Source organism: Flavobacterium niveum, assembly GCF_055231775.1.
In genome coordinates this window covers 124,666-137,067 of record NZ_JBUYSX010000002.1, presented here as the reverse complement: position 1 = coordinate 137,067, position 12,402 = coordinate 124,666, and the positions used below count along the sequence as shown (strand labels likewise).

Annotated in this window: 9 protein-coding genes; 3 read left to right on the top strand and 6 right to left on the bottom strand. The window is 47.2% G+C overall.

The window, feature by feature from the left end; translation table 11 throughout:
- Nucleotides 1-46 precede the first annotated feature (46 nt).
- Nucleotides 47-646: an FMN-dependent NADH-azoreductase gene (locus ACZIX4_RS05990; protein ID WP_463334705.1), complete on the bottom strand. Its 600-nt coding sequence runs from the start codon at nt 644-646 to the stop codon at nt 47-49.
- Between the two features lie 98 nt (nt 647-744).
- Between ACZIX4_RS05990 and ACZIX4_RS05985 the strand changes: the two genes are divergently transcribed.
- Both ACZIX4_RS05985 and ACZIX4_RS05980 read left to right on the top strand, forming a co-directional pair.
- Nucleotides 745-1,128: a winged helix-turn-helix transcriptional regulator gene (locus tag ACZIX4_RS05985; protein ID WP_463334704.1), complete on the top strand. Its 384-nt coding sequence runs from the start codon at nt 745-747 to the stop codon at nt 1,126-1,128.
- 75 nt (nt 1,129-1,203) lie between these two features.
- Nucleotides 1,204-2,010 (top strand): HAEPLYID family protein, encoded by an 807-nt coding sequence (locus tag ACZIX4_RS05980; RefSeq protein WP_463334703.1) that lies wholly within the window; start codon nt 1,204-1,206, stop codon nt 2,008-2,010.
- A 2-nt stretch (nt 2,011-2,012) separates the two neighbouring features.
- On the opposite strand, the gene pdeM is transcribed toward ACZIX4_RS05980, so the two are convergent.
- The 5 genes from pdeM to dinB form a co-directional block, all read right to left on the bottom strand.
- A complete protein-coding gene (gene pdeM / locus ACZIX4_RS05975; protein WP_463334702.1) occupies nt 2,013-2,654 on the bottom strand; it encodes a ligase-associated DNA damage response endonuclease PdeM in 642 nt (213 codons plus the stop codon).
- Between the two features lie 100 nt (nt 2,655-2,754).
- Nucleotides 2,755-5,214: a ligase-associated DNA damage response DEXH box helicase gene (locus tag ACZIX4_RS05970; RefSeq protein WP_463334701.1), complete on the bottom strand. Its 2,460-nt coding sequence runs from the start codon at nt 5,212-5,214 to the stop codon at nt 2,755-2,757.
- Nucleotides 5,215-5,387: 173 nt separating this feature from the next.
- A complete protein-coding gene (locus ACZIX4_RS05965; protein WP_463334700.1) occupies nt 5,388-6,992 on the bottom strand; it encodes an ATP-dependent DNA ligase in 1,605 nt (534 codons plus the stop codon).
- Complete coding sequence (locus ACZIX4_RS05960) at nt 6,989-8,026, bottom strand: ligase-associated DNA damage response exonuclease (RefSeq protein ID WP_463334699.1); 1,038 nt, start codon at nt 8,024-8,026, stop codon at nt 6,989-6,991. Before ACZIX4_RS05960 ends, ACZIX4_RS05965 begins: the two co-directional genes overlap by 4 nt.
- Nucleotides 8,027-8,368: 342 nt before the next feature.
- Nucleotides 8,369-9,463 carry a DNA polymerase IV gene (gene dinB, locus ACZIX4_RS05955; RefSeq protein WP_463334698.1) on the bottom strand — a complete coding sequence of 365 codons (1,095 nt, stop codon included), beginning with the start codon at nt 9,461-9,463 and terminating at the stop codon, nt 8,369-8,371.
- Nucleotides 9,464-9,702: 239 nt separating this feature from the next.
- Here dinB and porW point away from each other — a divergent pair, with 239 nt between their 5' ends.
- Complete coding sequence (porW, locus tag ACZIX4_RS05950; RefSeq protein WP_463334697.1) at nt 9,703-12,402, top strand: type IX secretion system periplasmic lipoprotein PorW/SprE; 2,700 nt, start codon at nt 9,703-9,705, stop codon at nt 12,400-12,402.

Sequence of the window (12,402 nt, the reverse complement as noted above, 5' to 3'; positions counted from 1 at the left end):
AGCCACCGCAGTACGGTGGCTTTTTGGTGATATGTGTAATGAAAATTTATATGGCTATTGCCGAAATGGCTTTTTCCAGTGCGGTTTCCTGTATACCTGGTATGGCTATGCCTTCGGCACGTACCACATCAATATCAGTAATGCCTATAAAATTAAGCACACCTTTAAGATAGGATATGGCAAAATCAAACGGGGCATAAGGCCCTTCAGAAAATACCGCACCCGATGCCACGGCTATGTAAAGTTTCTTTCCTTTAACCAAACCTTCAGGGCCATTTTCGGTATAACTGAAACTTTGCCCGGCACGCACTACGTTATCCAGCCAGCTCTTTAGGGTAGATGTAATCCCGAAGTTATAGATGGGCACACCTATCACAATAATGTCGGAAGCAAACAATTGTGCCAGTGCCTCGTCTGAGCGTTGCAGTTGTGCCTTATCTTCGGCGGTATGTAGGTCTACCGGTGTACGCAGGGCTTTTATCTGCGCACCGTCTATATGCGGGAACGGGTTTACGGTAAGATCCAGTTCAGTTACGACGCTTCCTGGGAATGTTTCCTGTGCCTGGGCTACAATAGCGTTGCCCAGCTTTACGCTGAATGATTCTTCGCCACGCGGGCTGCTTATAATATGCAGTATGCTTTTCATTTTTTCTCTGTATTAAATTATACAGCAAAATTATGTACCTTTGCTTTCAATAAGTAAGCAGTTTACTCAAGGTAAGTACTTACTAAAAAGTTACCGCCATGGATACAACAGCAGAAGAAACGATAACAAAACCCGAACAATGCCCAGATGCAGTGCAATGCAGCGCCCGGCTAAACAATATAGGCGATGCCCTTTACGTAATAGGCGGCAAGTGGAAACTGCGTATTATACTCGCACTGCGCGAACAGCCCATGCGGTTTAACGAATTGCAGCGTACCATTGAAGGAATTTCTGCCAAGGTGCTGAGCAATGAGCTAAAGGATTTGGAGCTTAACGGCTTTGTAAAGCGCATTGTAGATACAGGCATGCCGGTAGTTGTTACCTACGAACCTACCGACTATACCCATACGCTTAAGGATGTTTTGCGTACCCTTGCCGAATGGGGCGAGCAACACCGCGAAAAACTGCGCAGCGAGGGTTAAATATTTCCCAATACCCTATTCTTCCTAATTGTTTCCTGATTGCGGGCCTAGTTTTGGCCTCAAACAGAAATGATTATGAAAAAGATATTTGTGCTATTCCTTACGCTTTTAAGTTTATCTGCCTTTGCCCAAAATAAGACCGACAGCAGTAAACCATTAAAGCTGCACCACGCCGAACCCTTGTATACCGACCTCATTCGCGACTTAGGTGCACGCAAAGGCGAACACGAGATGAACATCGGTTTTGGGGTGAATGATGAAACCACCTACACTTCTTACACCGGTTTTGCCGAATATGAGTTTGCCGTGGCCAACCGCCTGGGCATGGAAGTAGAAATACCTTTTGAAATAGATAGTGCCAACAACAGCCAAAACGAAAACAATATACCGGCCAACCGTGTAGAAGGTATAAAACTGGCTACACAATATACGTTTTGGGTTTCTGCAAAGCACCAGACAAGTATGGCTGTGGGTTACATCCAGGAAATGGAATTTTCAGATATTGATAGCATTAGCCAAAATTCTCCGTTATTTGAAGGCACCATATACAACCCCATTTTTATTGCTGCGAAGAGGCTTACGCCAAATATCCATACACTGCTGTATACCGGCCCATCATTCCAGCAGGATTTTGAATCGGGAAAAATGAGTACTTCTATAGAAGTGAATGCCAGCCTTCATTATGTTTTTACAAACGGTAATTTCATTGGGCTTGAAACAAATATGGATTTTTCAGGTGAAGAAACAGAGATTGTATTTAGGCCACAATTTAAAATTGCTTTTTCAAAAAGTGTCAGCCTGGGTGTATTGGCGGGTATACCGGCATCACATCACGTTAACCACGGTATCAGCGGTATGACGCGTATGATATGGGTGCCGTAATATTATGTTATTTCAATCGGTAATACAGCATCTTTAATTATGGCATATACAACATCTCCCTCCTGTGGCTGCATAACATAGGTACCGGTAAACTCGCCAAAGGCGGGGAGTATCATTTGGTTTTCCGTTTTAAAGAAACAAGGTAATTTAAGGGACTGCCTGCCACTGCCGCGCAGTTGTACCGCAGGATGTATGTGCCCGCACAGTGTAAAATGCCCCTCCCGTTCTTCAGGGTGATGGGTAAGCAGGAAGCCGTCAACAGCCCATTCGCTAACCGTTTGTATGCCTAAAGCCTCGTATTTCTTCGGGTTGATTATATCGTGGTTGCCCGCTATGAGTACCATGGGGAGGTTAGTTTTAGTAACCCAGTTGCTGAATAAATCCCACTCCTTATTCAGCGTACTATGAAACAGGTCGCCCAGAAAACAAATCCCTTCCGGCCGGAACTGAGTTATAATACTGTCCATCTTTAGGAAGTTTTTATACATAACCCCGCCCGGTATGGCAGCCCCATGCTTCCGGAAATGCGATACCTTACCCAGGTGCGCATCGCTGATAAGCAGCAGCTTTTTTTGCACCCAGTACACCGCCCCGGTACAGTGGAGGATAAAATCGTTATGGTTAAGGGTTATGCTGTGGGTCATGGTTGTGCAAAGATAAGGTTCCGTATTTTGAAGAGGGCATTTTTAACTTTTGTCAGATCATCCAATAGCTAATAATCTAACCTTCCAAAAATCCAACCATCTATTTCATATAACTCGCCGTCATTTTCTTAATCCGTTCTGCTAAAGTTTCGCTGGATAAGCGTTCGCGCAGCCTGTCGGTTATAATGGGGAAGCTGAATGGCGTGGGCTTTTCGCAGGGTTTCCAAACCATTTCCTGGCGTTCAATGCGTTCCAATGCCAATAGCAGGCGGCCTTCCTCCAGCTGGTGCTCAAAGGTTTCCCTATATGCCTGCTGAAACAGTAAGTTATCCGGCTCATAATCCCGAAACACCTCAAAAATAAGCTGGCTGCTGCTTTGCAGGTGCTTTGTTTTTACCACCTTTCCGGGATAACCCGTAAACACCAACCCTGATATCACCGCGATATCACGGAACTTACGGCGGGCCATTTCGGTAGCGTTCAGGCTGTGTTGCAGGTCGGCATGGAGGTGAGTGGGGGTAAAAAGGTCGTTATCCAGTACCTGCTGCATATCAATTTCCTTATCGCTGAGCAACTCAAAACCATAATCGTTATACGCCAGCGAAAACGTAATGGGCATAAGCAGGCTGATGCGGTAGGCCATAAGGCTTGCCAGGGCTTCGTGCACATAGCGCCCCTCAAAAGGATAAAAAATGGCGTGGTAACCCTCGCGGGTCTTAAACGTTTCTATAAGGAACTGATTATCGTTTGGCACAATGCTCTCCTTGCGCTGACGGGTAAATACCGGGTGTAGTGCTTTAAGCTCGGGTGTTTTTTCATCGGTATTGGCAGAATATAATTCCTCCCGAAGCAGTTCGCTCATCTGTGCCGAAAGCGTTAGGCGGCCACCCATCCAGCTGGCGTGCATGGCCTTGGCACCGGGGTCGGCCATGCGTACCAATACCTCCATGTTCTTTACACGGTACAGTTCCAGCTTGCGCCCGGCAAAAATAAATGTGTCGCCCGGGTTTAGTTTAGAAATGAACCATTCCTCAATACTGCCTATGTAACCGCCGCCCATAAACTTCACATTCATCACGGCATCGCCTACTATGGTGCCTATCTGCATGCGGTGGCGTAAGGCTACAGTTTTACTGTTCACCTTAAATTTGCCATCTGCCTCAATCTCCACCTTTTTATATTCATCATACGCCTGCAGGCTCTGGCTGCCACGGGTTATAAAGTTCAGGCAAAACTGGAAATCCTCACGGGTCATTCCCTGGTAACAGAAGGTGCTTTGTACTTCCTTAAAAATGGCATCGGGGTAAAAACCATCGCTTACGGCAAGGGTTACCAGGTATTGCACCAGTACATCCCAACTGTTAAGGTAGGGTACACGGTCTTCCACCACGGTTTCCCGTACCGCCCTGCGGAGTGCCGAGGCCTCAACCAATTCTATCGCATGCGTGGCCAGGAAGTAAATGTTGCTGTCCTGCCCGGGGCGGTGGCCACTACGCCCTGCCCGTTGCAGGAAACGCGCTACACCCTTGGGACCGCCTATCTGTATTACGGTTTCTACCGGGGCAAAGTCAACACCTAAATCCAGGCTACTGGTACAAACCACGGCCTTGAGCTGCTCATCGCGAATGGCCTGCTCTACCCAAAGACGGGTTTCTTTGGCTATGCTGCCGTGGTGCATGGCAAGCTCCCCGGCAAACTCCGGGTACTTTTGCAGCAATGCCTGGAACCATATTTCGCAGGCGCTGCGTACGTTGGTAAATATGAGAGTAGTACGGCTTTTCTTTATGATTTTTGCTACTTCGTCTATAAGGTGCAGCCCCATATGCCCACGCCATGGGTAGGCATCCATCTTTTCAGGGATGATGGACTGTACGTTTATTTTCTTGTTGAGGTGCGCACGTATCAGAGTACTGTTTCCCAACGCTTCAGAGTGCGGCCCCAACAGGACTTCCATAGCCTGTTGCAGGTTACCAATGGTGGCCGATATACCCCATATGCGGAGTTGTGGCGCTACGCTTTTTAACCGGCTCAAGGCCAATTCTACCTGTACGCCTCGCTTGGTGCCCAGCAGCTCGTGCCACTCGTCTATGATTATGGCGGTACACGTTTTAAATACCGATGCGTAATCTTTAGATGCCAGCATCAGTTGCATGCTCTCTGGCGTGGTTATAAGCAGGTCGGGGATCTTCTTTTTTTGTTTTGCCCGCTCTGCCGATGTTGTATCACCCGTACGTATGCCCACGGTAAGCTGGGTGCCCAGGTCGTTTGCCACGCGCTCTGCCGCCTGCTGTATTTCTACCGAAAGTGCCCGCAAAGGCGTTATCCAGATGGCTTTAAGACCCGGTTTGTGTTTGGTGGCATAATCGGGATTTTTTTTTATATAATCTAAAACCACAGGAAACCACAGCGCATAGGTTTTTCCGCTACCGGTAGGCGCATTCAGTAGGCCGTGCTTCCCCTGAAGGAACGCCGTCCATGTTTGCTGCTGGAACTGAAAAGGCTTCCAGCCGCGGCCGGTAAACCAATCCTGTGCTATGGTAAACAGTTGTTCCCTGTTCATTATTCTTGTTTAAAGTTTAAGGTTTCAAGTTCGGCGGGTCTAAATTACGTCCTGTCATTGCGAGGAACGAAGCAATCTCATTAGGGAGCTATCTTAATTTGCATCGATGAGATTGCTTCGTCGTGCCTCCTCGCAATGACGAAAACCTATAAACTGCGACTGATTACTGATCACTACTTCGGAATCATCTCCTTTAAATCATCAATGGTATTTGCTTCTTCAATGGTCTTGTCGTGGCGCCAGCGGAGTATGCGGGGAAAGCGTGTGGCGATACCGCTCTTGTGCCTGCCTGAGAGCGCTATGCCTTCGAAGCCAATTTCAAAAACCAGCTTGGGCGTTACGCTGCGCACCGGGCCAAAACGTTCCAACGTATTTTTCTTGATATAATCGTCTACCATTCTAAACTCGGCATCCGTCAACCCCGAATAGGCCTTGGCAAAAGTTACCAAGTCTTTAGTGCCATCATCTTTGGTTTCCCAAAGCGCAAAGGTATAATCGGTAAACAGGTTGGCACGACGACCGCTGCCCCGCATTGCGTAGGTAAGTACGGCATCAATGCTAAATGGGTCTAGTTTCCACTTCCACCAGTCGCCTTTTTTGCGGCCCACCCCATATACCGAATCGTTTCGTTTAAACATAAGGCCTTCGCTATGCAATTCACGGGCTTTTGCCTTTTCGTGCAGAGCGTGTTCCCAGGTATGGAGTTGCACCCGTTCTGATAGCTGCACCGGCAGTTCGTACTCTTTCATATTTTCGATGAGTTGTTCCAAAAGTATCCGACGCTCACTGTACGGGTGGTTCCGCAGGTCTTCGCCGTTCCATTCCAGCAAATCGTATGCGCGGATGATGACAGGTGTTTTCTTCAGAAGGGCAGGGGTTACGGTTTTTCGGCCAATGCGGGTTTGCAGGTCGTTAAACGAACCAATGGTTCCATCTACCCAGGGCAAAATTTCCCCGTCTATTACGGTACCATTCGGTATAATACCGAGAAAGCTGCTAAACTCAGGGTATTTATCTGTAACCAATTCTTCGCCACGGCTCCATACAAACAGTTGTCCGTTTCGCAGTATGGTCTGGCTGCGGATGCCGTCCCACTTGTGTTCGGCGCTCCAGTCGGCCACGTTGCCCAAATCCTTAGGTTCACCCTCAATGGCGTGTGCCAGGTAAAACGGGTAGGGGCGGCTTAGGTTGTCTTCGGCTTTTTCCTCCAGCACCAGGTTGTGGAAACTAATGGTAACCGGATTCCATTCGCCCATAAGCTTGTAGGCCAATACTTCTTCATCTACACCGGTGGCACGGCTCAGGGCGCGGGTCATCAGTTTTTGGCTTACGCCGATGCGGAAGCTGCCGGTTATGAGCTTGGTAAACACAAAACGTTCGTAATAATTCAGCCGTAGCCAGTTGGTATGCAGGTAGGCTTTCTTTTCATCGTCGGTTTTCTTTTTCAGGGCAATCATTTCCCGTACAAACTCCGTGAGGCTTTTGTCTGAATGCTCCTTAGAATTCGGGATGACCAGGGCTATGGTTTCGGCGAGGTCGCCCACAATGTGATAACTGTCCTCAAACAGCCACAGTGGTATGTTGGCAAGCTCCGCTGCCCATAGCCTGAGCAGGTTAGTATTCACCGGACGCGGCGGCCTGCGGTGCGACAGTATGGCTATGGTCCACACCTTATCGGTATCGCTTGCCGTACGGAAGTATTGCGTAAGCGCGTCGACCTTTACATTGGTTTTGTTGCTGCTGTCAAGCGTTTTTATGAGTTCGGCAAAATGCTTCATACTGTACCCCCTTCCTCGGTAATGGTTTCCGATTCCTTGTCGCTTTCGCCCTCATCTCCTTCGTATTGGGTATGTTCGGTACGGGCATCGTAACCCAGCTCGCGCAGGTAAGTGCTAAAAATATCACTGTACCCATGCGTGCAGATTATTTTTTCGGCACCTGTGGCTTGTATGCTTTCCAATAATCCCTGAAAGTCACAGTGGTCGCTCAGCACAAAACCCTTGTCTATAGCCCGCCTGCGCCGTGCGCCGCGAAAGGCCATCCATCCGCTTGCCGAACCCGTTACATAAGGGGTGAGCCTACGTATCCAGGGGCTGCCGTGCGCGCTGGGAGGTGCTATGACAATACTGCCGGTGAGGTCTTCCTTTTTAGTATCGCGGGTTATGAGGGTGGTTTCGGGGAGTTCTACCATCTGGCGGATTACTTCGGTCATGTTCTCTACCGCGCCATGGGTGTATATTTTGCCAATGGAAGTATCCAGATATTTCAGGATGCGCTGTGCTTTGCCCAGGGTGTAGGCAAAGATGACCGAGGTTTGCCCTTCGGCGCGGTTTTGTGCCCACCAGGTATTTATATCATCCATTACTTCTGCTTGTGGTAACCATTTAAAAGCTGGCAGGCCAAAAGTATTTTCGGTAATAAAGGTGTGGCACTTTACCACTTCATAGGGCGTGGAAAGACCGTCGTCTTCGGTTTTATAGTCGCCGGTAAATACCCATACTTCGCCTTTGTACTCCACGCGAACCTGGGCGCTGCCCACAATATGCCCGGCAGGGTGAAAGCTAAAGGTAACGCCATTTATGGTAAAGGTTTCACCCCAGTCCTTACCGGTAACGTTTATTGGGCCGAGCCGGTGCCGTATAATAGGGACGTTAAGATGATGGGTTATATAACTGCCGTGCCCCCAGCGCGAGTGGTCGCTGTGCCCGTGGGTAATAATGGCTTTGGGCACCGCGCGCCAGGGATCCAGGTATACATCGGCCCGGGCGCAGTAAATGCCTTTATCGTTAAAAACCAGCAGGGGCTGTTTCATAGGGGCGCAGTTTATATTTTAAAGTTACAAACTGTATGAATTTTATGAAAATGGTTTGTAGCAAGTTTAACGGTTGTTCAAATCCCGTAAAGTATTCTGGTGTTTTTAACACTTACAAATACAATTCACCTTACGCTTTGTTCCATTCGTCGGCATATTTGCTGCATTAGCCTATTTTACCCGATATACTTGAAATATGACGGTATATTTGTATAAGAAAAAACACGAAAGCTGTTTTTTTCAAACCAAAACTACATACATAACTGGCATTTCCCCATTATCTTCATTAAGCAATAATGCCAAAACGTACAAACCGGCTGTCCCCCCAGCCGGTTTATTTTTTTAGAAGTCAAACTTCAGCTGAACAGCCACCGCCTTCTTCTCCCCCGCTTCGTTGTTGAGGTTGGCCAACGATATACCCAGTAAACGCACAGAGTCTTTCGGTTTTTCCTGGTACAGCAGTTCCTTTACAATTTCCAGTATAAGGCTGGCATCTGATATAAAATACGGCATGGTTTTGCTGCGGGTTTGCACCATAAAGTCGGAATACTTTATTTTGAGTGTTACAGTTTTCCCGGCTATTTTCTTTTTCTTTAAGCGGCGTTCCAGTTCACCTGCTATAATTTCCAGCCGTTCCAGCATAAACACTTCCGAAACAAGGTTCTCGTTAAACGTATGTTCTGTACCCACTGATTTTACCGTGCGGTGGGGCTTTACCTCGCTGTTGTGTATACCGCGTACCACATAATAGTAGTAGGCGCCACTTTTTCCAAAATGCTCGCTAAGGTATTCTATAGATTTTTCCTTGAGGTCTTTTCCGGTAAAAATGCCCAGTTGGTACATGCGTTCTTCTGTAACCTTGCCTACGCCGTAAAATTTACCAATAGGCAGGTTTTCCAGAAAATCGAGCACTTCGTCCGGAGGCACGGTTTTTTGGCCGTTCGGTTTGTTGTAGTCGCTGGCTACCTTGGCTATGAATTTATTTATGCTGATACCTGCCGAAGCCGTAAGCCCGGTTTCCTGTAGTATGCGCTGGCGTATTTGCGTGGCAATAATGGAAGCACTGGGAATCCCTTTTTTATTTTGGGTTACATCAAGATAGGCTTCATCCAGGCTGAGGGGCTCTACCAAATCAGTAAACTCATGGAAGATTTCGCGTATTTTTCGGCTCACTTCGGTATAGCGGTCAAACCGTGGCCGAACAAAGATAATGTGGGGGCAGCGCTTTTTGGCGAGGTAACCACTCATGGCACTGCGTACACCAAACTTACGCGCCTCATAACTCGCTGCCGAAACCACTCCGCGTTTTTCACTGCCGCCCACAGCTATAGGCTTGCCCCTCAGTTCAGGGTTATCCAGCTGTTCTACCGATGCGTAAAAGGCATCCATATCTACATGGATTATTTTACGCTGGGGTTTTTCGGCTTGCTCTTCCATAGTGTAAAATTACGTAAAAGGAAGAAAAGGCAAAAGGGATAAGGCAGGAGAGAAAAGATGAAGGCTTCTCTAAGTATTCTTTTCTAAGAACACCTTTCACCCAGTAAAGCCTTGTTTTATTATTTAAACAAAAGGCTTTTTTTCTTAAAAACTTATCCATTAAAAAAAAGAAGCGTATTTTTATCCCCTCCTATACTAAAAAGTAATTTTAAAAGTTAAGGATAAAAAATTCTTTTGTATTGAAAACCAGCAATTACAAATATATCTTAGCCTTAGGCGCAGCAGCTTTTGCCATAGCGTGTTCTACAAAAAAGGACACCTTTATGAGCAGGAACTACCATGCCCTGAGCACCCGCGATAACATCCTTTTTAACGGCAGGAATGCCCTTGCTACAGGCGTTACCGAACTTAAAACTACCATGGTAGATAACTACTGGGAAATACTCCCCGTAGAGCGTATGCAGCGCCCACCCGATGAAATGGAGCCTACCGATAAGCGTAATGCCAACTTTGAGCGTGCTGAGGCCAAGGCTACCAAAGCCATACAAAAACACTCTATGGATATAGGCGGGCAGGAACGCAACCCGCAAATAGATGAAGCCCACTTACTACTGGGCCAGTCGCGTTATTACGACAACCGTTTTATACCGGCGCTTGAAGCGTTTAACTACGTACTGTACAAGTACCCTACCAGCAGCCGTATGGACGAGGTAAAGGTGTGGCGCGAAAAAACAAATATACGCCTGGACAATACCGGTGTAGCCATTAAAAACCTGAAAAAACTCCTTGAAGAGAAAAAAGGTAAAATGGAAGAGCAGATATACAGCGATGCTAATGCCATGCTGGCCGAAGCGTACATTAAAGAAGAATATTCCGATAGCGCTACAACAGCCTTGCTGGAAGCTGTGAAACATACAAAGGACAACGAAAAGAAATCACGTTATTACTTTATCATTGGCCAGCTGTACAGTAAACAAAACAATACCGACAGCGCCTATGCCTATTACCAGCATGTAATAGACATGAAACGCAAGTCGCCTCGCATATATACCATACATGCGCACGCTATGCAGGCAGGCCAGTTTGATTATAAAACCGGCGACACCCTTGCCTTCATGGAAAAATACCGCGAGCTGCTTGAAGACCGCGAAAACCGCCCGTTCCTGGATGTAATAAACCACCAGATAGCTTTGTTTTATGACAAGCAGGGGCTAAACAAACAGGCTGTAGCATACTACAATAAATCGCTTCGCAAAAAAGCCCAGGACCGCTACCTTGTGGCAAGCAACTACCGCAATATTGCCGAAATAAACTTTGAAGAGGCAAAATACCTCGCTGCCGGTAAGTACTATGACAGTACGCTGACAAGTATGGATTTCCGTACGCGTGAGTACAAGGCCATAAAAAAGAAAAGGGACAACCTGGAAGATGTTATTAAATATGAAGGCATAGCCAACAGGAACGACAGTATACTGAATGCTGTAGGGCTGACGGATGATGCCCGTATTACGTATTACAAAGAGTACATTGAAAAACTAAAGGTACAAGACGAGGCAGCCAAGAAAAAAGCTGCTGCCGAAGCACAAAAGCAAGCCAATATGGCTGCAAATGCTGCTGCTGTAGGAGGCCGTGACGACGATGCCATGATAAGTGGCGGAGGTGGTGGTGGCTTTGCCGGCCGAAATGCCCAGGGCTTATCGGTACCGGCAGGGAAACAGCCGGGCGCCTTAACCTCTACGGGCACTACGCCTAAAACAACTGCAACCGCAACAGGTACTGCTACTGCTGCTGCATCCGGGCCGTTTTATTTTTATACCCCGGCTAACGTTTCTTACGGTAAGCTTACCTTCCAGGGTAAATGGGGCAAAAGGCCGCTTGCCGATAACTGGCGTGTGGCATCGGAAATAAAAGGTGGATTTAAGCCTGATGAAGATGCTTCGGCTGAAAACGATTCGCTGGCAAACAGCAACGAAAGCGATAAGCCATTGGAACCGCGTTACGACCCGCAGTTTTACATCAGTCAGTTGCCTACTGAGCAAAAAGTACTGGACAGCCTTGCCAAAGACCGCAACTTTGCGTACTTCCAGTTGGGTGCCATTTACAAAGATAAGTTTAAGGAAAACCAACGCGCCGCAGATAAGCTGGAAAAATTGCTTACCTACAACCCTGAAGAACGCCTTATAGCGCCGAGCCTGTACAACCTGTACCGCATATATGAAACGACTGATCCGGCGAAAGCCGAAATATACAAGCAGCGTATACTAAAAGAATACCCTGATAGCCGTTATGCTGCCATTATTAAAAACCCGAACCCGGAAGCGTTATATGCAGGCAGCCCCGAAGCTATTTACAAAAAACTGTACGACCAGTATACCTCTGGGCAGGTACGCGAGGTGTATGCCGTTATTGGCGAATACATAGACAGCTATGAGGGCGATGATATATTGCCAAAAATGGAGCTGCTTAAAGCAAAGCTTATTGCCAGGCTGCAAGGTGTGGACGAATATAAGAAAGCACTGAACTATGTAGCCCTTACCTACGCTAATGCCAAGGAAGGTAAAGAAGCCGACAATATGCTGAAGAAGGACATCCCGGCATTGGAAAAACTGGCCTTTGGCGCTACCCCTACAACCTACAAGCTGATATTTAAGTTTGAAGCCAATGACCCGAGGATAGCTTCGCTTACCAAAACCATACAGCAGTTTATTAAAGACAATAACAACAACAGCATTACCCTGAGCAACGATATTTATACCGTAAAAGATAATATACTGGTGGTACACGGCCTTATAAATAAGCTGGCTGCCGTAGATGTGGTGTCGGTGCTTAAGGACTATAAAGACTATAAGATAGCCGAGACGCCTGTAATCATCAGCACTGAGGATTATAAGGTGATACAGGTAAAAAAGAGCTTCGAACAATATCAGCCGGTGAAGTAA

Excerpts from the sequence above, each read along its gene's own strand:
- ACZIX4_RS05990 (WP_463334705.1), bottom strand. The coding sequence starts at position 646 with ATGAAAAGCATACTGCATATTATAAGCAGCCCGCGTGGCGAAGAATCA.
- ACZIX4_RS05985 (WP_463334704.1), top strand. The coding sequence starts at position 745 with ATGGATACAACAGCAGAAGAAACGATAACAAAACCCGAACAATGCCCA.
- ACZIX4_RS05980 (WP_463334703.1), top strand. The coding sequence starts at position 1,204 with ATGAAAAAGATATTTGTGCTATTCCTTACGCTTTTAAGTTTATCTGCC.
- pdeM (WP_463334702.1), bottom strand. The coding sequence starts at position 2,654 with ATGACCCACAGCATAACCCTTAACCATAACGATTTTATCCTCCACTGT.
- ACZIX4_RS05970 (WP_463334701.1), bottom strand. The coding sequence starts at position 5,214 with ATGAACAGGGAACAACTGTTTACCATAGCACAGGATTGGTTTACCGGC.
- ACZIX4_RS05965 (WP_463334700.1), bottom strand. The coding sequence starts at position 6,992 with ATGAAGCATTTTGCCGAACTCATAAAAACGCTTGACAGCAGCAACAAA.
- ACZIX4_RS05960 (WP_463334699.1), bottom strand. The coding sequence starts at position 8,026 with ATGAAACAGCCCCTGCTGGTTTTTAACGATAAAGGCATTTACTGCGCC.
- dinB (WP_463334698.1), bottom strand. The coding sequence starts at position 9,463 with ATGGAAGAGCAAGCCGAAAAACCCCAGCGTAAAATAATCCATGTAGAT.